The 23,869-nt window shown below is 40.7% G+C and carries 22 protein-coding genes and 1 pseudogene; 18 read left to right on the forward strand and 5 right to left on the reverse strand.

Going from position 1 to position 23,869, the window contains the following annotated elements; genetic code table 11:
• From L655_RS0103635 to L655_RS01000000124990, 11 genes and pseudogenes are all read left to right on the forward strand, one after another.
• Positions 1-488 (forward strand): ACP S-malonyltransferase (locus tag L655_RS0103635; RefSeq protein WP_024604133.1); only part of this gene is annotated, 488 nt, incomplete at its 5' end.
• An 11-nt stretch (positions 489-499) separates the two neighbouring features.
• Positions 500-1,246, forward strand: a complete 747-nt coding sequence (gene fabG / locus L655_RS0103640) for a 3-oxoacyl-ACP reductase FabG (RefSeq protein ID WP_007585730.1) — start codon at positions 500-502, stop codon at positions 1,244-1,246.
• Between the two features lie 250 nt (positions 1,247-1,496).
• Positions 1,497-1,733: an acyl carrier protein gene (acpP, locus tag L655_RS0103645; RefSeq protein WP_002962377.1), complete on the forward strand. Its 237-nt coding sequence runs from the start codon at positions 1,497-1,499 to the stop codon at positions 1,731-1,733.
• A gap of 216 nt (positions 1,734-1,949) precedes the next feature.
• Complete coding sequence (fabF, locus tag L655_RS0103650) at positions 1,950-3,188, forward strand: beta-ketoacyl-ACP synthase II (RefSeq protein ID WP_007585731.1); 1,239 nt, start codon at positions 1,950-1,952, stop codon at positions 3,186-3,188.
• Between the two features lie 59 nt (positions 3,189-3,247).
• Entirely contained in the window at positions 3,248-4,063 is an 816-nt protein-coding gene (gene pabC, locus L655_RS0103655; protein ID WP_024604134.1) for an aminodeoxychorismate lyase, read from the forward strand.
• A complete protein-coding gene (gene mltG / locus L655_RS0103660) occupies positions 4,057-5,043 on the forward strand; it encodes an endolytic transglycosylase MltG (protein ID WP_024604135.1) in 987 nt (328 codons plus the stop codon). Before pabC ends, mltG begins: the two co-directional genes overlap by 7 nt.
• A 6-nt stretch (positions 5,044-5,049) precedes the next feature.
• Positions 5,050-5,676 carry a dTMP kinase gene (tmk, locus tag L655_RS0103665; RefSeq protein WP_007585737.1) on the forward strand — a complete coding sequence of 209 codons (627 nt, stop codon included), beginning with the start codon at positions 5,050-5,052 and terminating at the stop codon, positions 5,674-5,676.
• Position 5,677: 1 nt separating this feature from the next.
• Positions 5,678-6,592, forward strand: a complete 915-nt coding sequence (locus tag L655_RS0103670) for a DNA polymerase III subunit delta' (protein WP_024604136.1) — start codon at positions 5,678-5,680, stop codon at positions 6,590-6,592.
• A gap of 11 nt (positions 6,593-6,603) precedes the next feature.
• The gene (locus L655_RS0103675; RefSeq protein ID WP_002962367.1) at positions 6,604-6,930 is read left to right on the forward strand and encodes a PilZ domain-containing protein; all 327 of its coding nucleotides are present in this window, start codon (positions 6,604-6,606) and stop codon (positions 6,928-6,930) included.
• Between the two features lie 114 nt (positions 6,931-7,044).
• Positions 7,045-7,824 carry a YchF/TatD family DNA exonuclease gene (locus tag L655_RS0103680; protein WP_024604137.1) on the forward strand — a complete coding sequence of 260 codons (780 nt, stop codon included), beginning with the start codon at positions 7,045-7,047 and terminating at the stop codon, positions 7,822-7,824.
• Positions 7,825-7,828: 4 nt separating this feature from the next.
• Positions 7,829-9,685 (forward strand): annotated as a pseudogene (locus tag L655_RS01000000124990) (alkaline phosphatase D family protein).
• 752 nt (positions 9,686-10,437) lie between these two features.
• Here the strand turns inward: L655_RS01000000124990 and rsmF are convergent.
• The gene (rsmF, locus tag L655_RS0103690) at positions 10,438-11,889 is read right to left on the reverse strand and encodes a 16S rRNA (cytosine(1407)-C(5))-methyltransferase RsmF (protein WP_024604138.1); all 1,452 of its coding nucleotides are present in this window, start codon (positions 11,887-11,889) and stop codon (positions 10,438-10,440) included.
• Between the two features lie 265 nt (positions 11,890-12,154).
• Between rsmF and L655_RS0103695 the strand changes: the two genes are divergently transcribed.
• The 5 genes from L655_RS0103695 (at position 12,155) to prpF (ending at position 18,942) form a co-directional block, all read left to right on the forward strand.
• Positions 12,155-12,844, forward strand: a complete 690-nt coding sequence (locus L655_RS0103695) for a GntR family transcriptional regulator (RefSeq protein ID WP_024604139.1) — start codon at positions 12,155-12,157, stop codon at positions 12,842-12,844.
• 82 nt (positions 12,845-12,926) lie between these two features.
• Positions 12,927-13,805 carry a methylisocitrate lyase gene (gene prpB, locus L655_RS0103700; RefSeq protein WP_024604140.1) on the forward strand — a complete coding sequence of 293 codons (879 nt, stop codon included), beginning with the start codon at positions 12,927-12,929 and terminating at the stop codon, positions 13,803-13,805.
• A gap of 48 nt (positions 13,806-13,853) precedes the next feature.
• Positions 13,854-14,978 carry a 2-methylcitrate synthase gene (prpC, locus tag L655_RS0103705; protein ID WP_024604141.1) on the forward strand — a complete coding sequence of 375 codons (1,125 nt, stop codon included), beginning with the start codon at positions 13,854-13,856 and terminating at the stop codon, positions 14,976-14,978.
• Positions 14,979-15,154: 176 nt separating this feature from the next.
• Positions 15,155-17,764 carry a Fe/S-dependent 2-methylisocitrate dehydratase AcnD gene (gene acnD / locus L655_RS0103710; RefSeq protein ID WP_024604142.1) on the forward strand — a complete coding sequence of 870 codons (2,610 nt, stop codon included), beginning with the start codon at positions 15,155-15,157 and terminating at the stop codon, positions 17,762-17,764.
• Positions 17,765-17,775: 11 nt separating this feature from the next.
• Positions 17,776-18,942, forward strand: coding sequence for a 2-methylaconitate cis-trans isomerase PrpF (gene prpF, locus L655_RS0103715; RefSeq protein ID WP_024604143.1), 1,167 nt, complete (start codon positions 17,776-17,778; stop codon positions 18,940-18,942).
• Positions 18,943-19,058: 116 nt separating this feature from the next.
• Here the strand turns inward: prpF and L655_RS0103720 are convergent, their stop codons facing one another.
• Together L655_RS0103720 and L655_RS0103725 are read right to left on the reverse strand one after the other, a co-directional pair.
• Positions 19,059-19,700 (reverse strand): CPBP family intramembrane glutamic endopeptidase, encoded by a 642-nt coding sequence (locus tag L655_RS0103720; protein WP_024604144.1) that lies wholly within the window; start codon positions 19,698-19,700, stop codon positions 19,059-19,061.
• Positions 19,701-19,765: 65 nt separating this feature from the next.
• Entirely contained in the window at positions 19,766-20,341 is a 576-nt protein-coding gene (locus L655_RS0103725) for an inner membrane-spanning protein YciB (protein WP_024604145.1), read from the reverse strand.
• Positions 20,342-20,532: 191 nt separating this feature from the next.
• On the opposite strand from L655_RS0103725, the gene L655_RS0103730 reads away from it, so the two are divergent.
• Positions 20,533-20,802, forward strand: a complete 270-nt coding sequence (locus L655_RS0103730; protein WP_007582488.1) for an HU family DNA-binding protein — start codon at positions 20,533-20,535, stop codon at positions 20,800-20,802.
• A 373-nt stretch (positions 20,803-21,175) separates the two neighbouring features.
• The gene (locus L655_RS0103735) at positions 21,176-21,754 is read left to right on the forward strand and encodes a type 1 glutamine amidotransferase domain-containing protein (RefSeq protein ID WP_007582489.1); all 579 of its coding nucleotides are present in this window, start codon (positions 21,176-21,178) and stop codon (positions 21,752-21,754) included.
• A 109-nt stretch (positions 21,755-21,863) separates the two neighbouring features.
• Here the strand turns inward: L655_RS0103735 and trpA are convergent, their stop codons facing one another.
• Complete coding sequence (trpA, locus tag L655_RS0103740; RefSeq protein WP_024604146.1) at positions 21,864-22,685, reverse strand: tryptophan synthase subunit alpha; 822 nt, start codon at positions 22,683-22,685, stop codon at positions 21,864-21,866.
• Positions 22,682-23,866: a tryptophan synthase subunit beta gene (gene trpB / locus L655_RS0103745; RefSeq protein WP_024604147.1), complete on the reverse strand. Its 1,185-nt coding sequence runs from the start codon at positions 23,864-23,866 to the stop codon at positions 22,682-22,684. The genes trpA and trpB overlap by 4 nt, the downstream gene beginning before the upstream one ends.
• Positions 23,867-23,869: the final 3 nt, after the last annotated feature.

The raw sequence follows: 23,869 nt of genomic DNA on the forward strand, positions 1-23,869 counted from the left end.
CTTGTGCTGCCTCAGCGCAAGGTGAGGTTGTATCGCCAGTTAACTACAACTCTCCTGGTCAAGTTGTTATTGCAGGGCATAAAGCGGCAGTAGATAGAGCATCGCAAGCATGTAAAGATGCCGGTGCTAAACGTGCATTACCACTTTCGGTTAGCGTACCTTCACATTGTGAGTTAATGAAGCCAGCAGCTGAAAAGCTTGCAGCAGATTTAGCCGCTTTAACATTTAATACACCTAAATGTGATGTAATTAATAATGTTGATGTAAAAGCTGAAACGTCAGCTGATGCAATTAAAGATGCATTAGTGCGCCAGCTTTACAGCCCAGTTCGCTGGACAGAAACAGTACAAGCCCTGGTTGCGCAAGATGTAACACAAAGCTACGAATTTGGTCCTGGTAAAGTATTAACAGGACTTGCTAAACGAATTGATAAAGCAATGATCTGTGGCTCAGTAAACGACGCCGCTTCAATTGATGCAGCTAAATAAGAGTATATAAAATGTCTAATTTATTTTCATTAGAGGGCAAAATTGTCCTAATTACTGGCGCCAGCCGTGGTATTGGTAAAGCAATTGCAACAACATTAGTTGCACAAGGTGCAAAAGTTGCAGGTACTGCGACAAGTGAGTCAGGCGCTGCTAAAATCAGTGAATACCTAGGTGACAATGGTAAAGGTTATGCATTAAACGTAACCGATCCTGCATCTATTGAAGCAACACTTGCTGCAATAAAAGCTGATTTAGGCGATATTGACGTACTTGTAAATAACGCAGGTATTACACGCGATAACTTATTAATGCGTATGAAAGAAACTGAGTGGGACGATATTATCGACACTAATTTAAGCTCAGTTTTCCGTTTATCTAAAGCGGTACTTCGTCCAATGATGAAGAAAAAGAAAGGCCGTATTATTAACATTGGCTCAGTAGTGGGTACTATGGGTAATGCAGGGCAAGCTAATTATGCAGCGGCTAAAGCGGGTGTAATTGGTTTTTCTAAGTCACTTGCGCGCGAAGTTGCATCACGTGGTATTACAGTTAACGTAATCGCACCTGGTTTTATTCAAACAGACATGACTGATAATTTAACTGATGAGCAAAAAGCAGCAACACTTGCAAATGTTCCAGCAGGGCGTTTAGGTCAACCAGACGAAATTGCTGCTGCAGTATGTTATTTAGCATCTGACGCGGCTGCGTATGTATCAGGCGAAACTTTGCATGTAAATGGCGCGATGTACATGGTTTAATCGCCATTGTACCTAGATTGCTACTTGATAAAGTTAAGTAAGTTACCTCAAAAACATTGAATTATTTGTGAACTTGCTTTAAACATACTTGAAATCGCTGCGAAAATAAGCGATAAAAGACAAAACACACACTCAGAGGTTTGACCAGACAATTATTTATGGTCAAATCATTGAATCAGAGAATTATGCGGCGTAAACTACGCCGCAATCTGAAAATAACGCATTGGCGTTTTTAATAAAGGAAAGAAGAATGAGCGATATCCAAGAACGCGTAAAGAAAATTATCATTGAACAACTAGGTGTTAAAGAAGAAGAAGTTAAAAATGAATCTTCTTTCGTAGATGACCTAGGTGCAGATTCTCTTGATACTGTTGAACTAGTAATGGCTCTTGAAGAAGAGTTTGATACTGAGATCCCAGATGAAGAAGCTGAGAAGATCACTACAGTACAAACTGCTATCGATTACGTTACAGCACACGCTGAGTAATTAATCGCACGTTAAAGGCAGCATCCGCTGCCTTTAATTTTTTATATCCAAACCACCTCAAAGTTCGTGATTCAAAACTTAAATCTCTATGCTCAATTTAAGCTAAAAATTAATTTTGATTGTGTTATGCGTTTTTAATCTATTTTGGGACTAGCACTTTGAGGTAGCTTGGGTATGATCATCCCCTTGTAAAATATCCCTTATTGGAGGCAAACCGTGGCTAAACGTCGAGTCGTCGTAACTGGCTTAGGAATGTTGACGCCGCTAGGTAATGATGTTCAATCAACCTGGCAAGGCTTATTAGATGGTAAAAGTGGCATTCAAACAATAACGCACTTTGATACATCAAAATTTGGTACTAAATTCGCTGGTTTAATAAATGATTTTGATGCAACTGCATACATGTCAGCGAAAGATACTAAAAAAATGGACTTGTTTATTCAGTACGGCATTGCAGCGGGTGTTCAAGCCTTTAAAGATTCAGGCCTTGAAATCACTGAGCAAAACGCAGCACGCATTGGTGTAGCTGTAGGTTCAGGTATTGGTGGGCTTACGTTAATTGAAGAAAACCACATTAAGCTATTAAATAGTGGTCCGCGCAAGTTATCGCCATTTTATGTGCCGTCTACCATTATTAATATGATCTCAGGTCATTTATCAATGATGCATGGACTTCGTGGTCCAAATATTTCAATTGTAACTGCCTGTACTACTGGCTTGCATAATATTGGCCATGCCGCGCGCATGATTGCCTACGGTGATGCAGATGCAATGGTTGCTGGCGGTGCAGAAAAAGCGTGTACCCCAATTGGTATGGGTGGCTTTAATGCTGCGCGTGCACTTTCAACCCGCAATGACGATCCACAAGCGGCTTCTCGCCCTTGGGATAAAGACCGCGATGGCTTTGTGCTTTCTGACGGCGCTGGTGTTGTTGTAGTTGAAGAGTACGAACATGCTAAAGCACGTGGCGCTAAAATTTATGCTGAGCTAGTAGGCTTTGGTATGAGCGGCGATGCGTACCACATGACATCACCACCAGAAGATGGTGCGGGCGCTGCACTTGCAATGCAAAACGCACTAAACGATGCGCAAGTAAACGCTGAGCAAATTGGTTACATTAACGCACACGGAACATCTACAAATGCAGGCGATAAAGCAGAAACTGCCGCTGTTAAGTCTATTTTTGGTAATGCAGCTAAAGATGTAATGGTAGGCTCGTCTAAATCGATGATGGGTCACTTGTTAGGTGCTGCAGGTTCAGTTGAATCGATTATTTCGATTTTATCACTGACAGATCAAAAAGTGTCGCCAACTATCAACCTTGATAACCCAGACGAAGGGTGTGACTTAGATTATATTGCTCACACTGCACGTGATGCAAAGTTAGACTTTGCACTGTGTAACTCGTTCGGTTTTGGTGGTACTAATGGCTCGTTGCTATTTAAAAAGGTATAATCTTTTTTAACAACGAATCAAATTATAAGAGCTCAGTTGTTTAACTGGGCTTTTTTTATATGCCAAACAAAATGCAAACAATAATAGCAGTAGATCAAAACAGCACTTTAAGCACGCGTGACAGGGGCTTAAATTACGGTGATGGCTTTTTTACAACCGCTAAGGTTGTTGATGGGCAAGTACAGTATTGGGCTCATCATAAAGCGCGTTTGATTGAATGCGCACAGCGCTTGGGTTTTCCTGAGTTAGACTTTAATAGCCTTGAAAATCGAATTGCTTTGCATATAAACGCTGCACCACTAAACGTGCTTAAAATACTTGTAACGCGAGGCGAAGGCGGGCGTGGTTATGGGCTGCCAAGTGAGTGTAATGTTACTATTTTATTGAGCGTGTTGGACTACCCTAGTAATTACGAAGCGCTTACTAAAAAGGGTGTAACTCTCGAAATAAGCCCGATTAAATTAGCGGCACAGCCTTATTTAGCGGGCCTTAAAACATTAAATCGACTTGAACAAGTGCTAATTAAAAAAGCGATGCAAACGCAAAACTGCGATGATGTGTTAGTGCTTGATTACAATAACAATGTAATTGAAGCTTCAGCAGCTAATATTTTTGCGATTAAAAATAAGTGTGTGTTTACGCCATTGCTTGATGAGTGCGGAATAAAGGGCGTTTATCTACAATCGTTATGTGATAAATTGCCTGTTGAATTTAAACGCGTGAAAGTAGAAGATTTAACCCAAGCAGACGCCGTATTTGTGTGTAATAGCTTAATGGGAGCAGTACCTGTTAAAAGTATTGAGCAACAGGTATTTAATACAGATGACAGCCACGCATTATTAACTAAATTATTAGCCAAGGAGGCTGAGTGTTAAAAGTTATTTTATCGGTACTTTTTTTAGCTGTTATAACCACTGCTATTGGTTACCAGCAATTACAAGCAACAATAAATAGCCCGTTAAAGGTAGCGCAAAACACACAATTTGAAGTTAAGCATGGCACTGGCTTTAATAAGTTATGTCAGCAGTGGCAAGCTAATAACTGGGTGGAAGGCTGCTGGCGTTATCAAGTCATTGCAAAATTAGATCCCACACTTACCGACTTAAAAGCGGGGCTTTACGAGCTAACGGCCGATAGCGTTATTAATAACGTAAAAAAAATTAACCAAGGCCAGCAAATCAATTTTAGTTTTACAATAATTGAAGGGCAAAACTTACGTGAAGTACTAAGTGCTATTAATAAAGACGATAAGTTACAAAACGATTTAAAAACTGATGAACTAAGTACACAAATACTGGGTAATAATACGCACCTAGAGGGCTGGTTATTCCCCGACACTTACCATTACCATAATAACGATACTGCGAGCAGTTTATTAAAACGTGCAGCGCAAAAAATGCAGCAAACGTTAGACTACGCTTGGCAGCAGCGAGCTGTTAATTTGCCCTACAAAACAGCATACGAAGCACTTATAATGGCTTCAATCATTGAAAAAGAAACAGGCCTTGCCAGCGAGCGTCCGTTAATCGCATCAGCATTTGTTAATCGATTAAACACCAATATGCGCCTACAGACCGATCCAACCGTAATATACGGATTAGGCGCCGATTTTGATGGCGATATTAAATACAAAGATTTACGCGATTATACGCCTTACAATACGTATCGTATTAATGGCTTACCGCCAACACCGATTGCTATGCCATCTAAAGCCGCTATTTTAGCTGCAGTTAATCCGCCGCAAAGTGAATACGTTTACTTTGTATCAAAAGGCGATGGTAGCCACCAATTTTCAACCACGTTAAAGCAGCATAACGCGGCAGTTAAAACGTATATATTAAATAAAAAGAATTAAGTTTTTATGAAATCAAAATTTATAGTAATAGAAGGGCTAGAAGGCGCAGGTAAATCAACCGCTATTTCGTTATGCCAAGACTTTTTAAACAAACAAAAAATAGACTTCATTAATGTCCGCGAACCTGGCGGCACGCCACTGGCTGAATCGCTTCGTACGCTTGTAAAAGCAGAGCACGAAGAAGAAATTGCCTTTGAAACCGAGTTGCTTATTATGTACGCAGCTCGCTCGCAGCTAATGCACAATGTTATTACCCCAGCGCTTGATAAAGGCCAATGGGTACTTGCCGATCGTCATGATTTATCGTCTCAGGCGTATCAAGGTGGCGGGCGTGGTATTAGCTCAAATACATTAGCTTCGCTTTCTTCAATGGTATTAAAGGGCTTAAAGCCTGATTTAACTATTTACCTTGATATTGACCCAGTGATAGGCCTTGAACGTGCAAAAGGACGTGGCGAGCTAGACCGAATTGAACAAGAAGCCATTGAGTTTTTTCAGCGTACACGTATGCGTTATGTTGAACTTGCTAACGACGACAACACCATTAAAACGGTTGATGCAAACCAAAGTATTGATAAAGTACATCGCGATATAACCAATGTACTGCATTCATTTTTTGAAGGCCTAAAATAATATGCCATTGCCGTGGCTACATGATACTCAAGCACGTTTAGCGCAAAGTTATCGTGCAGAGCGTTTTCATCATGCGCAATTATTTTGTGGGCTTGTTGGCGTAGGTAAATTTGAGTTAAGTGATGAGCTTGGCAATGCTTTGTTATGCCAAAATATAGCTAAGCAGGTAGCTGCGCAAAACAGTATGCTAACACCTTGCGGACAATGTAAAAGCTGCTTACTTACTCTTGCTGGTACTCATCCCGACAAGCGCTTAACGCAAGTTGATGGGCAAAGTATTGGTGTAGACGATATACGTGGCATTAGTGATTTTATGAATCACTCTGCAGCGCAAAATGGCAATAAAGTAGCAATAATCGAAAATTGCGAAAAAATGACCACAGCAGCAGCTAACGCATTATTAAAAACACTTGAAGAGCCAACTAATAGCCGCTTTTTAATATTAACTACAAGCCAACCAGAACAGCTCCCTGCAACTATTTTAAGTCGATGTGCTAAAAGTGACGTAAAAATAACAAATACAGCACTTGCCCAGCAATGGTTAGAAACATTAGATATTCCTAACTTTAGTTGGTTAGCACTTTTTTATAACCAACCGCTGCAAGTAAAGCATTGGCAACAGCAAGACCAACTAAAAAATATTGATACACTTTATAAGTTTGCAACTGAGTTTAAACAAAGCCATAATTTCAAAGCGTTAGTCGATATAATAAATAAACAGCCTGAGCTTGTTCGTATATTTACTTTGTTTTTAAGCGTGCAACTAAAGCAGCAATTACTGCAAGGTATGAGTTTTGACGCTTATCAAAGTGCGCAAAATGCATTAGGCGAGTTTTTACAAAATAACACACAAGTACTTGGCCTTAATTTACCGCTTGCTGTATCACGATTAGCAAACACATTGCGAAATTCTTAAAAGGATTAATCATGCAAGAATTACTAGTAGACATAGACGATTTAGACGAGTTATACCGTTGCTATATGCCTTACTTAAAAAAAGGTGGCTTATTTGTACGTACTAATATGCGTTACGAAGCAGGGCATTCATTAGCGCTTAGAGTTACCTTGCCCGATGCCTTAGAAGATGATGTAGTAACAGGTAAAGTGTCGTGGATCACGCCACAAGGAGCACAAAGCTCTAACCCTCCAGGTATTGGTATTAGCTTTTTAGACGATAAAACAAACCTAAACGCTAAAATCGAAAAGCTCCTTGGGACTATGTTAAACTCAGGCGATCAAACATATACCATGTAGTTATAGGGTCGGTTTTTCATTGAGATTAACGCGCCCTATATTGGGTTCTTTTAATTGCTAACATAATAAATTAAAAGGACAAATTTAAACCCTGAACATAATACAGGCCTTATAGTGATTGTAGATTCTCATTGCCATTTAGACCGTCTTGATTTTGATAAATTAGACTTAAACCTTGACCAAGTTCTTGATAAAGCGCGTGCAAAGCAAATAGAGCATTTTTTATGTGTAAGTGTAACGCTTGATCAGTTTCCAAGCATGCTTGATAAAATTAAGCATTACGACGATGTATCAGCCTCATGCGGTGTACATCCACTTGATCAAAAAGACGCCCTTAATAAACAGCAACTAACCGACTTAGCCTCACACGAAAAAGTTGTTGCCATTGGCGAAACGGGTCTTGATTACTACTATTCAAAAGATACTCATGCAGTGCAGCAAGCAAGCTTTGTTGGGCATATTGAAGTGGCTAACGAATTACAAAAGCCGTTAATTATTCATACTCGTGATGCCCGCGCCGACACGATTAACTTAATGCGTGAGCACAAAGCCGAAAACTGCGGTGGTGTACTACATTGCTTTACTGAAGACTGGGATATGGCAAAAAAAGCCATAGACATGGGCTTTTATATTTCTATATCGGGTATTGTTACCTTTAAAAATGCTATTGAATTAAAAGAAGTAGTAAAACAAATACCGCTAGATAGATTATTAATAGAAACCGACTCGCCTTATTTAGCGCCGGTACCGCATCGTGGGCAAACAAATCAGCCAGCGTACGTAGAAGATGTTGCTTATTACATTAGCGAACTTAAAGGCATTAGCTTTAATGAACTTGCTAAAGCGACTACCGAGAACTTTTATTCTTTATTTAAATTAGCAGCTAAAGGCTAAATACATGATTACTCACACGGCAAACCTTCCTATTTTCCTAATGGGGCCAATGGTGCGCCGTGCAGAGCAAACTGGAGTCTGCATTCAGTTTGCTACCTCCAAGCCTGCAAACTGCCAAATAACACTTATAAATTACGAATGTTATAGCGATCAACACACTGTTTCTTTAGGGGAACATTTGTACCTGCATTTCGTGATTATAAAGCCAGTAGATAATAAACTTCCTGTAGATAGCTTATTAAGCTATGAACTCATAATTGACGATACAGCAATCGATTTATCGCCGTGGTGCTATAGCAATCAAACAACGCCTGCATTTGTAATTCCCAATAAACTCAGTGATATTTTGCATGGCTCGTGCCGTAATGCACATCATCCAGCAAAAGACAGNCTTAGTGTCTGCAAGCCATTGGCAAAATACTCAGCGTGATAATAATAATCAAGGCGCGCAATTGCTATTACTCAGTGGTGATCAGGTTTATGCCGACGACGTAGCTGGTCCCATGTTATTAGCAGTTCATCAGTTAATTAAAGCCTTAGGTATTTATAAAGAGCAACCACTTGCCATTGAGCTACCCGACGATATAAATGAGCAACTTTATAATCGCCATTTGTTCTTACCAAAAACGCCGTGGCAAAAACGCTCAAAGTTAGGTGTTGGTTACTGGCTAAAAAAAGACGAACCTCACTTTTCAAGTGTAAAAGCGTATAACCACCTTATCCACTTTGAAGAATATATAGCACTTTATTTATTAAATTTTAGTGCTGCTGCTTGGCAATGCGTCGATATACAAAACACAACGTATTTAGGTCAAAGCGAGCAAAACAAAACTATTTTTAACGCTGAAAAAATAGCATTGATTGATTATGCAAAAGGCTTGAGTGAAGTAGAGCGGTTGTTTGCCAATGTATCTACATTAATGATGTTTGACGATCACGATGTAACCGATGATTGGAACCTCACCGCTGGGTGGGAGCAAGCTATAAATGAAAACCCAAGTAGTAAACGAATCATTAATAACGGTTTAATTAGTTATTGGCTATTCCAAGGAATGGGGAACGATGCACTAAATAAAACAGGCGAGTTGCTAACACCTTTTAAGCAAAGCCGTACTGCTAATAATTTATGGCAGTTTAAAGTATTTGATAAACCACTAAACGATTTTAGCTTTTGGCATTACGAACTTACTACAATACCCAAAGTAGTGGTGCTAGATACGCGCACGCACCGCTGGCGAAATGAGCAAAACTTTAATGAGCCTTCAGGGCTACTTGATTGGGAACGCCTCACAGAGCTTGAGGAAAGCCTATTAAGCCACGACCAGGTTATTATTTTATCGCCAGCCCCTGTATTTGGTGTTAAATCGATAGAAGCCATTCAANGTTTAATATTTGCGGGCAACCTCTTATGGTTGACGTAGAAAACTGGATGGCGCACGAAGGCTCAGCCAAAAAGCTACTTGATACATTTAGACGAACCGACACACCTAACGAAACGCTTATTTTATCGGGAGACGTACATTACTCATTTTGCTTTTCGGTACAAAAGCGTTTTGGCGACCGTCCTAATCGAATTTGGCAACTTACCGCCAGTGGTATTAAAAACGAGTTCCCGCGTAAATTAATAAACATACTCGATAAGCTCGACTCAATTTTATACGGCCCAAAAAGTCCCTTAAACTTTTTTACTAAACGCTGGCATATGGAAGTAGATAAACACCAAACTAAAGGTGAAGGGCAAAAATACTTAGTAAGTGACTCAGCTATTAGTTTAATAACACTAGAGCAAGGAAATTTAGCCCGCTACCAGTTAATACACGGCGATGGCCATTTAACTGAGTTTGATTTAGAGCATAAGTAATAAGTTACTCATAAACGTAAAAGCGCAGTTTCTTATTACTTAAAAATGGATCCCACCACTGAGAGCACAGAGGCGCTTTGCGCTACACAGAGAAAAGCTAAGTTAAATTTGCTAGCAGTTACTAGCTCTAAAATAACTACTCCTTTTTTTCTCGGTGCTCTCTGTGGTGATTAAATCACTTGTTTACTAATGCATTCAAATGTAAAAGCGTTGCTTTTAAACGCCAGTAAGCAGTGCGTCTTGTATCTCTCATTGATAAATGATTAGCTATCATTTATCACATCGAAGTCAGTGAGCTTGCCTGTGCGTCTTGTATCTCTACAAGAGAATTGTGCTTACTTATAATCGTGAAGCGGGTTCACGTTAAAGTTAAATCTGAAAAACCAATTGCACAAAGAGAAGTGAATGAGGAGTAAATGAGCAGAGACCAAGTGATCTATTCAATTAACTGATTTATCACTTCTCTAAAAGCGCAGCGTCTCATAACTTCTTTATGAATACTTGTTTTTTGGTAAAGCTAAATTGTTATTATACTGCGCAAAAAATTGCCCAGAGACTTATAAAAACCTCTGGGCTATAAAGTGACTCTAAATTGAGTCTAGCGTTAACTAAAAACTTTCTGGTTCATTAGGGAGAAGAAGAAAGTACTTAAAACTATAGTAAAGCTACTCAATAAAGCATAACTAATTTTGCCACCTAGTTACATTTGATAACAAAGGATTAGATTAATTATGCGTAATTTGTACTTTAGTTTAACCCCAGCTTATTAACTGCGTATTTTGCACTAGATCGCGTGGTAGTGAGTTTTTGATCTTATTTTTTTGCCATTTACCCAGCCCGATAGGGCAACCACACAGCGTTAAAACTACTTCACCTATTGTTTGAGTTGCCTCAGTTAAGCGTATATCTTTACCTTGAAAATAATCATTGGCTTGCTCGTTATTTAACGCGTAAATATTCGTTTTGCACTCGTTGCCAAACACAGTAGCAAATTCGTGCGTTAGTCTTACGCCATTTTTATGAATAATGCCAATTTGAATACCTAAACGTGCGTACTTAATTTTATTTTGTATGGCTTCAAACCCCTCAGGAAATAACCACAGCTCTTTGTCGCGTTGCATTAGGCTGCCAGGTAGGTTAGTTAACCCAAAGTGCTTTTTAAGCGATTGCATAAACGCGGTACTTTGTTTTTTATCAAACTCGTTAAACGGAAATGCGCCTTTTTTAACTGTTTGATTTGGATTGTTGCAACTTGTGTGTTTTTTAAATTTTGCAATAAAAAAGCCTTCGCTATCGAATGTTTGCGGCCAAACATGCAAATAGCCTTCACTTGTTATTGCTTTACTTGCACCTTCAAATAAATCACTTAGTGACTCAGGCGCTATGTAGTCGCCAAACTCACTGAGTAAATAATCGCACACTTGTTGGTTTTCGAGCGGGGTAAGTGTGCAGGTTGAATACACTAATGTGCCACCTGGTTTTAATGCATAAAAAGCGCTTTTAATTAAGTCTTTTTGTACTTGGGCTATTTGTATGTTTGATTCTATTGACCAATTTTTTAGTGCGTCGGCATCTTTACGCACAGTACCTTCGCCAGAGCATGGCGCGTCTAGCAATATGCTATCAAAGCATTCAAACATGTAGTTGCCAAATATAACGCCATCAAAATGCGAGAGCGCACAGTTACCAACTCCCATACGTTTGAGTGTTGCGCTAAGTACCTTTAGGCGAGATGACGATAGCTCATTTGCAACAAGCACGCCTTGGTTATCCATAAATGCTGCAAGTTGTGATGTTTTAGAACCCGGTGCTGATGCCATATCAAGCACGGTGTTATTTTGCGAGTTAGCGAGTTTAATACTTTGCTTTAATGCGATAGGGGGCAGCATTGAACTTGCTTCTTGCACGTACATAGCCCCGCTTAAATGCAAGTCGGTATTACCTAGGGCCAGGTTTTGTTCTTCATCGCTTGGGCGCTCTAACCAAAAGCCTTCACTGCACCATGGGATTGGGGTTAGCAGCCAATTTTTTTCAGTTGCACGTTCTACAAATTCTTCAATGCTAATTTTTAATGTATTAACGCGGATAGATTTTCTGAGGGGCCTACGACACGCATTTAAAAAGTCATCTAAGTTTAGATGCGCTGGTAAATAGGTTTTTACGTCATCAATAAAGTGCTCAGGAATAAAAGTGTTGGCGTTCACGCGTTAGCTCATACTATAAAAATAAAGCGCGATAATAGCATTTATGCGAGGTGTTTTCAGCGCTAAAAAGCGTAACATCTGATTTATTACGCTGTCGACACCTCACTATTTTAGTCCATTTTAAACCCATTTTTATGCGACTTTAGGTTAATAGTGTCGACAATAAGCGTGTTTTTTAGCCATTGTGATGTGTTTAAGGGTTGACATGATTTTTTAATAAGCCCATAGTAACCACATTAATTGTCGACAATCTAAAAAATAACTTATGACACACACATTTTTAAACGAAACGCCTATAACTACCGCATCAGATCAAGTATTTGTAGATATGCGCCGTGAGATTGTTGAAGGCAGTATAGTTCAAGGCAGTAAAATATCAGAGCCTGAGCTTGCCAAACGTTATGGTGTAAGCCGTGCAACGCTTAGAGAGGCGTTAAATCGCCTAGAAAGTTGCTACCTTGTTGAGCGCAAAGCTAACGTAGGTTGCCGAGTAGTTGCCCTTACTGCTGAGCGTTTGATTGAAGTTTATCAAGTTCGTAGTTCGCTTGAAGGCTTGGCATGTAGACTTGCTGCCGACAATATGGAACCCGAAGAAGTAAAAGGCTTAAAGCAATTACTTAATCAGCACCTACAAACACAACGTGTTAAAGAGGGCGAATCTTATTATCAAGAAGCCGGCGATTTAGATTTTCATTACCGTATTATTCAAGGCAGTAAAAACGCGCATTTAATTCATTTACTGTGTAATGAGCTCTACCAATTAATACGCATGTACCGTGTACAAATGGGCATGGTGGGGCCGCGTGTATCAAAAGCGTTTGATGAGCATTTAGCTATTATTAACGCGATTGAAAACCACGATGGCGAACTGGCCGAAATGCTCATGAAGCGCCATATAAGTGCATCGCAAGCAAATATTCAAACCAAATTTGATTTATTAACGGCTAAAAGTTAAGTAGAGCAGTTAAACAGTCATAATTACAGATTAAAACTATAAGTTACTCCACGTAGCAACCGTTCAAAGTGAGGAGAAAGTAATGTCAGCAGGATTAAAATTTAAACACGCTATTACCAATAACCGCCCGTTACAAGTAGTAGGTACTATTAACGCCTACACAGCGATGATGGCTGAAAAAATGGGTCACCAAGCTATTTACCTCTCAGGTGCCGGTGTTGCAAACGCCTCGTTTGGTATGCCTGATTTGGGTATGACGAGCCTTGATAACGTGCTTGAAGATATTCGCCGTATTACCGGTGCTAGCGATTTACCACTACTTGTTGATGCCGATACCGGTTGGGGTGGGGCGTTTAACATTGCACGCACAGTAAAAGAAATGACTAAAGCGGGGGCAGCGGGTTTTCATATAGAAGACCAAGTAGCGCAAAAGCGCTGTGGTCATCGCCCTAATAAAGAAATTGTAAGCCAAGGTGAAATGGTTGATCGCATTAAAGCGGCGGTTGATGCAAAAACCGATAGCGATTTTTATATTATGGCGCGTACCGATGCATTTCAAAAAGAAGGTTTAAACGCCGCGATAGACCGTGCAGCTGCCTGTGTTGAAGCCGGTGCTGACGCTATTTTTGCAGAAGCCGTACACGACCTTGCTGATTACCAAGCATTTGCAAAAGCGATTAACGTTCCAATTTTGGCAAACATTACTGAGTTTGGCCAAACACCTATTTACACTAAAGAGCAGTTAAGCGATGTAGGTGTTGAAATGGTGCTTTACCCACTCAGTGCATTTAGAGCCATGAACAAAGCAGCATTAAACGTGTATTCAGCAATTTTAAATGAAGGCTCGCAACAAAGCCAAATCGAAAATATGCAAACGCGTTATGAGCTTTACGACTTTTTAGATTACCACACGTACGAGAACACACTCGACACCCTTTTTTCATCAAAATCTGACAAATAATAATTATTAAAATAGATATCACACACAAATTTAAGATAGGAGAAGATCATGGTAGATAAAGCATTAGGCGGCGCGGGTTTACGCGGACAAGTGGCTGGTCAAACAGCATTGTGTACTGTTGGACAAAGCGGTTCTGGTTTAACGTATTGTGGTTACGATATTAGCGAACTTGCCGAAAAAGCACAGTTTGAAGAAGTGTCTTTTTTACTTTCACGCGGTGAATTACCAACCACAAGCGAATTGGCAGAATATAAAGCTAAACTTAAAAGTTTACGCAGCTTACCGGATGCACTTAAAACCGTGCTTGAAAATATTCCTAAAGACGCGCATCCAATGGATGTAATGCGCACGGGCTGCTCAATGTTGGGTAACCTTGAAATAGAAAATGATTTTAGCGAAGCCAATGATGCAATCGACCGTATGGTTGCTGTGTTCCCAAGTATTATTTGTTACTGGTACCGCTTTACACACGACGGCGTACGCATTGAAACACAAACAGATGACGACTCTGTTGGCGCGCATTTTTTAACGCTGTTACACGACAAAGCACCAAGCGAGTTATTTGCACAAGTGATGAACGTTTCACTAATTTTATACGCAGAGCACGAGTTTAACGCATCTACCTTTACGGGACGAGTGTGTGCATCAACGCTTTCTGATATTCACTCTTGTGTAACAGGTGCGATTGGTACGTTACGTGGGCCATTACATGGCGGCGCCAACGAAGCGGCTATGGATATGATTCAAGGTTTTACAAGTGCAGAGCATGCTGAGCAAGAAGTAATGGGCATGCTTGAACGTAAAGACAAAATAATGGGCTTTGGTCATGCTATTTATCGCGAATCTGATCCACGTAATGTAATTATTAAAAAATGGTCTGAAAAACTAGCTGATGAAGTAGGCGATACAGTGCTTTACCCTGTGTCAGTTCGTTGTGAAGAGATTATGTGGCGAGAGAAAAAACTGTTTTGTAACGCCGATTTTTTCCATGCATCTGCTTATCACTTTATGGATATTCCCACTAAGTTATTTACGCCAATATTTGTAATGAGCCGCGTTACTGGTTGGACTGCACATGTAAAAGAGCAACGCGCTAACAACCGTATTATCCGCCCAAGTGCCGATTACACAGGGCCTGATGCACGCAGTTACACACCAATCGAATCAAGATAATAGGTTATCAACTCTTAAGTGTGTTTGAGCAATTTAACGGATTAAATATGACCTCACATATGAGAGTTGGTAAGTAAATAAAGGTGAGCTATATAGCCACCTTTTTCAGCTTTATATAAAAATACTAAAAAGATAAGGCTTTCTTGATAACCCCGTCACCAATTAGCGAATTTATTATGACCATAATTAATAATACCCAATACCGTAAACCTTTACCGGGCTCAAATGTCGACTACTACGATACGCAAGAAGCCGTAGATGCAATTAAGCCAGGTGCATACGCAACACTACCTTATTCATCACGTGTATTTGCCGAAAACTTAGTACGCCGATGCGACCCTGCCATGTTAACCGATGCACTTAATCAGCTAATTGAGCGAAAGCAAGACTTGGATTTTCCGTGGTATCCGGCGCGCGTGGTGTGCCACGATATTTTAGGGCAAACAGCGCTTGTAGATTTGGCAGGGCTTCGTGATGCAATTGCAGCAAAAGGCGGCGACCCGGCAAAAGTGAATCCTGTGGTACCCACACAGTTAATAGTTGACCATTCACTAGCGGTAGAGCATGCCGGTTTTGATCCTGACGCATTTGAAAAAAACCGCGCGATTGAAGACAGACGAAATGATGACCGTTTTCACTTTATCAACTGGACTAAAACTGCGTTTAAAAATATAGACGTTATTCCACCGGGTAACGGCATTATGCATCAAATTAATCTTGAAAAAATGTCGCCGGTTATTCAAAACCGAGATGGCATTGCATTCCCCGATACACTTGTAGGTACCGACAGCCACACGCCACATGTTGATGCGCTGGGCGTTATTGCTGTGGGCGTAGGCGGGCTTGAAGCTGAAAGCGTAATGCTTGGCCGTGCTTCTTATATTCGCTTACCCGATATTGTAGGTGTTGAGCTTACAGGCAAACGCCAACCGGGTATTACCGCAACCGATATTGTGCTAGCTATTACTGAATTTTTGCGCGGGCAACGTGTTGTTTCTACTTATTTAGAGTTTTACGGTGAAGGTGCCGACGCGCTTACTCTTGGCGACAGAGCAACCATTTCGAACATGACGCCTGAATTTGGCGCAACCGCAGCCATGTTTTATATTGATGATAAAACCATAGATTACTTGCGTTTAACAGGTCGCGAAGAAGAACAAATTGCCCTTGTAGAAAACTACGCTAAAACAGCAGGCCTTTGGAGCGATAGCTTAAAAACCGCAAAATATGAGCGTGTACTTAAGTTTGATTTATCAAGCGTAGGGCGCAATATTGCCGGTCCATCTAATCCGCACCGCCGTGTGTCGACAAGCGATTTAGCTAAAGAGGGTATTTCGGGCGTTGTTGAAAATGAAGAAGGCTTAATGCCAGACGGCGCATGTATTATTGCTGCTATTACTAGCTGTACTAATACCAGTAACCCACGTAATGTAATTGCCGCTGCACTGCTTGCCCGTAACGCAAATGCTAAGGGTTTAATGCGTAAACCTTGGGTTAAAACCTCATTAGCACCGGGCTCAAAAGCAGTGCAATCATACCTTGAAGATGCAAACCTACTAACAGAGCTCGAGCAACTGGGCTTTGGCATTGTTGGTTTTGCGTGTACAACTTGTAACGGCATGAGCGGTGCGCTTGACCCTGTGATTCAAAAAGAAGTAATCGATCGCGATTTATACACTACCGCCGTACTTTCGGGCAATCGTAACTTTGATGGACGAATTCATCCTTACGCTAAGCAAGCATTTTTAGCGTCACCTCCTTTAGTTGTTGCGTACGCTATTGCAGGTACTATTCGCTTTGATATTGAAAAAGGGATACTAGGGCAAGATCAACAAGGCAACGATATTACGCTTAAAGATTTATGGCCATCAGATGAAGAGATTGATGCAGTAATTAAGCAAAGCGTTAAGCCAGAGCAATTTAGAAAAGTATACGAGCCGATGTTTAATTTAACCGTAGATTACGGTGAAGATAACGATCCACTTTACGACTGGCGCCCAGAAAGTACGTACATTCGTCGCCCGCCTTATTGGGAAGGTGCACTTGCGGGTGAGCGCACAATGACCGGTATGCGTGCGCTTGCAGTACTTGGTGATAACATTACAACCGATCATTTATCGCCATCAAACGCAATTATGGCAAGTAGTGCTGCTGGCGAATACCTGACCAAAATGAATGTGCCAGAAGAAGATTACAACTCGTACGCAACGCATCGAGGCGATCATTTAACAGCGCAGCGTGCAACCTTTGCAAACCCAAAACTACTTAATGAAATGGTGCTTGATGAAAACGGTGAGGTCAAACAAGGTTCTTACGCTCGATTAGAGCCACAAGGCACTAATACACGTATGTGGGAAGCAATCGAAACTTACATGGAGCGTAAGCAACCACTTATTATCGTAGCCGGTGCCGATTACGGGCAAGGTTCGTCGCGCGATTGGGCTGCAAAAGGCGTAAGACTTGCAGGCGTTGAAGTAATAGCAGCTGAAGGTTTTGAGCGTATTCATCGTACTAACTTAATTGGTATGGGTGTTTTACCGCTTGAGTTTAAAGCGGGCACAACGCGTAAAACGTTCAAGCTGGATGGCAGTGAAGCGTACGATGTAACGGGCGATTTAAAACCAGGTGCCACCGTTAATTTAAGTATTACCCGTAAAGACGGTGAAGTACTCACTGTGCCTATGAAGTGCCGTATCGATACCCAAGAAGAGCTTTCTATTTACGCGGCTGGTGGCGTGTTACAACGCTTTGCTCAAGACTTTTTAGAAGCAACGCAATTTGCATAAGGGCAAATATTATGTTTAAACCGCAAATTAAAGTGCCTGCAACCTATATGCGTGGCGGCACCAGTAAAGGTGTGTTTTTTAATTTAACTGACTTGCCAAAGCCTGCTCAAGTAGCAGGCGAGACGCGGGATAATTTATTACTGCGTGTTATTGGCAGCCCTGATCCGTATGCTAAGCAAACGGATGGCATGGGCGGCGCTACATCAAGTACTAGTAAAACTGTAATCCTAAGTAAAAGTGAGCAAACTGATCACGATGTGGATTACTTGTTTGGTCAAGTGGCGATAGATAAACCGTTTGTGGATTGGAGCGGTAACTGTGGCAACTTAACGTCAGCAGTGGGTGCTTTTGCTATTAGTAATGGTTTGGTCGATAAAAGCAGATTACCTAATAACGGTGTTGCTATCGTGCGTGTGTGGCAGGCTAATATTAAAAAAAGCATATTAGTGCATGTCCCTATGACCAATGGCGAAGTGCAAGAAACCGGCGACTTTGAGCTCGATGGCGTTACATTTGCAGCAGCTGAAGTAAAACTTGAATTTATAGACCCCGCTGATGGCGATGGCGCGTTATTTCCAACCGGTAACGTAGTTGATGACTTAAAAGTACCGGGTGTTGGTACTTTAAAAGCAACAATGATAAACGCAGGTATTCCTACTGTATTTATTAACGCCACTGATATTGGTTATACCGGCACAGAGCTGCAAGACGATATAAATAACGATGTTGCAGCGCTTGAAAAGCTTGAAACCATTCGTGCTTATGGCGCTGTTAAAATGGGTTTAATCACTAACATTAGTGAAGCGCAAGCTCGCCAACATACGCCTAAAGTTGCGTTTGTTGCATCACCTTTAGATTACACAGCATCTAGCGGTAAAATTATTGAAGCTGCAAATATCAACTTGTTAGTACGCGCTATGTCGATGGGTAAACTGCACCATGCCATGATGGGCACAGCTGCTGTTGCTATTGGCACGGCCGCAGCAATCGAAGGCACACTCGTAAATATAGCCGCTGGTGGCGGCGCATTGAGTGAAGTTAACTTTGGTCATCCGTCGGGCACGCTAAAAGTAGGTGCTGAGGCTAAAAATAATGCTGGCAACTGGCTAGTTACCAAAGCGAGTATGAGCCGAAGTGCACGGGTATTAATGGAAGGGGTTGTAAGAGTCCCTCAGTAGTTCCTCATTAATAACTATCGTACAGCCATCGCATAAGTATTGTGATTAATTTACAGCATCAAAATACTTATGCGCTTTGTGCTTTCTTTATTGTCATAATTAATAACAAAACAGCACTAACTCATAGTGCCTGAATCTAGGTAGCTGCCAATACCGAGTGTGAACATCCATGTCCCCCATAAACTATGCTCAATAACACACACGACGGTTGAGCGGCTTTGTGCATAGGTATAAGCAAACAGTAAGCCACCTAAAAATGCTAAGGCTACTGCAATCCAATTTGCATACACAATATGCGCCAACGCAAATACACTCGCACTAACTACAATACGCACTGCTTTTTTGGGCATGATGCGTTTATAACGATGAAAAAAATACGTTCTGAATATTAACTCTTGAGGAATAACCGACAGTATTGGGTAGAGTAGCAACAGTAAAAGCCAATCATTAAACGAGTTGCGGGGAAGGGTAAACCAGTTTCCCTGATGAATAATCCCGTAAAACATACCTGAGAACAGTGCACCTAAAAAAAAGAAGCTAAACACACGTTTTTTAACAGCAGAAAATTGCCCAAGGCTTGTAAGCCTAAAACGTTTAAAATGCGGATCGCCTAGTAGCAACATACAACACACGCTCATTAAAATAATAAGCGCAGGAATAAGCCAGTTAGCTAAATACTCGCGTAATACAAAACCCAACAAGGGTAGTAACACAAAAATGAGGGTAAATTCAAACCAGCGATATTGATTGGCGTTCAAGGTCGTCTCAACTTGTTTTTTTAATAAGCTATCAAGCTAAGACGACATTTTTATGACGAGGGGGCTTACTTTGCTGGTTCTTCTTCACTAGGGAGGTATTTGTACAAGGCAATAATAGTGGCAAAAATACTCACAAAGGTAATACCCATTAAACCAAACACTTTAAAGTTAACCCAAAAGTCGAGCGAAAAATTATATGCAATATAAATGTTTAGTGCTGCGATGCCAGCAGTAATTACAACCCACATTAAATTAAGCTTATCCCATAACGGCTCTGGAACAACAATAGCTTGCTTTGTATCATTAGCATTTTCGAGGATTGAGCTAAGCGCTTTTTTAACGAGATTTTTCTTAAGTACATAACGGCTAACAAGTAACGTTAAGCTTAAACCTGCGTATATGAGTGTTGCTTTCCATTTTATGTATTGCTCATCATGAAGTACCAGCGTTAACGTACCAAACACAGCAGCAATGCCAAAAAATATCCACTGACGAGTAGGCACAGTTCCATGTTTAAAGTAGCTATAAACAACTTGAATGAGCGTAGTGGCCATTAATAAACCGGTAGCCCAGTAAATATCGACTAGCTTGAAAACTGCAAAAAACAGTATGAGTGGAATGTATTCAATTAATGCGTGCATATACTACCTAAATTATACAAAAAAGAGTCAAAGGCTTTTTACCACATAAAGCTTAGCAACTACAAGGTTGACTTGTTGCCCTGTAACCCTTAGCCTGCGTGGCTTTATTGCCAATTTGGTTTGGTATTTTTTATATCATCATATTCCCACGCTTAACCAACACTGATTTGGCGTGTATTTAGGAGCCTAAAATGAATAAAGCAGAACTCGTTGCTGCCATTGCACACAAAAGTGAATTAACAAAAAAAGATTCTCAAGCGGCGCTTTCAAGCTTGCAAAAAGTAATTACTAAATCGCTTTCTGAGGGCGATCAGGTTCAAATTAATGGCTTTGGTACGTTTGCACTAAGTTATTACCCAGCGCGCGCTGGGCGTAACCCGCAAACAGGCGCAGCAATTGAAATAGAAGGCGCTAATAAAGCGGTTTTTAAACCGGCTAAGGCGTTAAAAGATCTGCTTTAAATTTATCTAAGGTTTTAAACCCCGTATTGATAGATAAGTTACATGAGCGCGAAGTAAATTCGCACCTACGGGTATATGTTGTAGGTGAGGTTTTATACCTCGCGTTTGGTGGCTTTAAATTATATGAGCTGGAAATAAATTCGCACCTATGTAGATTATTCATAATCTCTAAATGATTTACATGGCATTATAAATCCCACTTACATTAAATCCTTTATTTTCAATTACTTGTTATCGGCATGCATTATGCTGTTTAACTGTGTGTTTCGAACATATTTTTAAACAATACCAGTCTGCTGATATATGGGGTCTATTGAACGACGTTAAATTGCTCAAATATTTATGCAGGTTGGTATCAAATAAGGAGATCTCAATGAGTACATTACAAACAAGCACGCGTTTACAAGGCAAAAAAATTGCAATTTTAGCCACTGATGGGTTTGAGCAAAGTGAGCTTTTATCTCCACGCAGCGCATTACTTGATGCCGGTGCAAACATCGAAATAGTATCAATTAAAGAAGGCCAAATTACGGGCTGGGATGAAGACAAGTGGGGCGATAAAGTAACAGTAGATAAACTAGTCACAAACGCAGACCCCGCTGATTACGACGCGCTTATGCTACCTGGTGGTTTATTTAACCCAGACAGTTTACGCCAAGATAAAGATGCTAAAGCCTTTATTGATGGCTTTTTTGGCGCAGAAAAAAATAAACCCGTTGCAGCAATTTGCCATGCTCCGTGGTTGTTAGCTGAAATTAATAAACTGCGTGACCGTACCATTACCTCTTTTCCAAGTATTAAAAGCGATTTAATTAATGCAGGTGCCAATTGGGTTGACCAAGAAGTATGTGTAGATAAAGGCTTAGTAACGAGCCGAAGCCCAGCTGATTTAGAAGCATTTAATGCTAAATTTATTGAAGAGATTTTAGAGGGTAAACACCAAGCTCACTAATTTTCTTTTTTAAAACGTTTGGTTATTGATACAGCGTTTGATTTTAAAAAACAAAAAAGGGCATTTTAAATGCCCTTTTTTTAATGCGTATAAACACGCCCTAGTTAGATTATAGCGATGTAGCTGCTTTCATATCGGCTACAAAAGCTTTTAGATGCGCGGTCATTACAGGTAAATCATTAAGGTTAGCTTCAATAATTTTAACCACGGCAGAACCTGAAATAGCACCGGCTGCTCCTGCACTAAGAGCCGCTTTTACATCATCTGGCGTTGAAATACCAAACCCTAAAAGAGCAGGGGCTGCATGGTATTCTTTTAATTTAGTAACAATATTACCAGCAGGCATTTGTGCTTTAGTATCGGTACCGGTAACACCTGCGCGCGATAGTAAATACGTATAACCACGACCGTAAGAGGCACACTGGCGAAGTGTGTCGTCATCTGCATTTGGTGTTGCAATAAAAATTGGGTCTACACCGTTATCCATTGCTGACTTTCTAAACATTTTAGATTCATGTAAAGGCACATCAGCCACTAAAATTGAGTCTACGCCTACTGCTTTTGCATCTTTATAAAATGCTTCAATACCACGTTTAAACACAAGGTTTGAATACAATAATAAGCCAATTGGAATATCGGCGTTATACTCACGTATTTCTTTAATAATATCAAAGCAATCTTGTGTGTTAATGTGAACATCGAGGGCGCGAATATTAGCTTTTTGAATTACTGGACCATCTGCAATTGGGTCAGAAAACGGAATACCAAGCTCAAGCGCATCAGCGCCGCCGTCAATTAGACTTTTAATAATCGCAATACTTTGCTCTTTACCTGGGTCGCCAATCGTTACAAATGGTACAAACGCACCTTGTTTTTGCTCGTTAAGCGCTGCAAACATTTTGCCGTAACGATCCGTTTTTACTTGGCTCATAGCTGACCTCTTTCAGTTAGTACATTGTGAACGTGTGCTAAATCTTTATCGCCACGACCACTTAAATTAATCACTATAACACTCTCCTCGGTTAGCTCCTCTGCGTACTTAAGCGCATAAGCTAGCGCATGGCTTGATTCAAGTGCCGGAATAATACCTTCATTTTTAGCAAGTGATTGAAACGCATCAAGCGCTTCTGTATCGGTAATACCCACGTATTGAGCGCGACCAGTTTCGTGTAAAAATGCATGCTGAGGACCAACAGCTGGGTAATCAAGACCCGCTGATACAGAGTAAGACTCTTCAATTTGGCCATCATCATTTTGCATAATGTACGTATAAGTACCGTGTAATATGCCTTTTGTGCCTTTACAAATTGTTGCACCGTGCTCATTTGTATCAAGACCTTTACCAGCAGGCTCAACACCAATTAATTTAACGCCTGGCTCGTCAATAAAGTCGGTAAACATACCAATCGCGTTTGAACCACCACCAACACAGGCAATAACAGCGTCAGGTAAACGACCTTCTGCTTTAAGTACTTGTTGTTTTGCTTCTTCACCAATAATTTTTTGATACTCGCGAACAATTGTTGGGAATGGGTGAGGACCCGCAGCTGTACCTAGCAGGTAATGTGCGTCTTGGTAGTTTGCTGACCAGTCACGCAGCGCTTCATTTACTGCATCTTTTAATGTGCCAGAACCCGCTGTTACCGGAATAACCTCTGCGCCCATTAACTTCATTCTAAATACGTTAGGTTGCTGACGCTCAACGTCTTTTGCTCCCATATAAATACGACATTTTAAACCCAGTAGTGCACATGCAAGCGCGGTTGCAACGCCGTGTTGACCGGCACCTGTTTCAGCAATGACTTGTTTTTTACCCATACGCTTAGTAAGTAACGCCTGACCAAGTACTTGGTTCGTTTTATGTGCGCCGCCGTGTAGTAAGTCTTCACGCTTTAGGTACAGTTTTACTTTTGGGTTTTTAACTAAATTGTGCGTTAAAGTAAGTGGGGTAGGACGACCCGCATACTCGTTTAATAATTTACTTAGCTCTGCCTGAAACTCAGGATCTTTTTGTGCTTTGTTAAATTCGTTTTCTAACTGCTTAAGTGCAGGGACAAGTAACTCAGGTACAAACATACCGCCAAACTCGCCAAAATAAGCTGGATTTTGCATTTT

The sequence above is a fragment of the Pseudoalteromonas sp. TAE79 genome (assembly GCF_000498015.1).
In the GTDB taxonomy this organism is placed as follows: domain Bacteria; phylum Pseudomonadota; class Gammaproteobacteria; order Enterobacterales; family Alteromonadaceae; genus Pseudoalteromonas.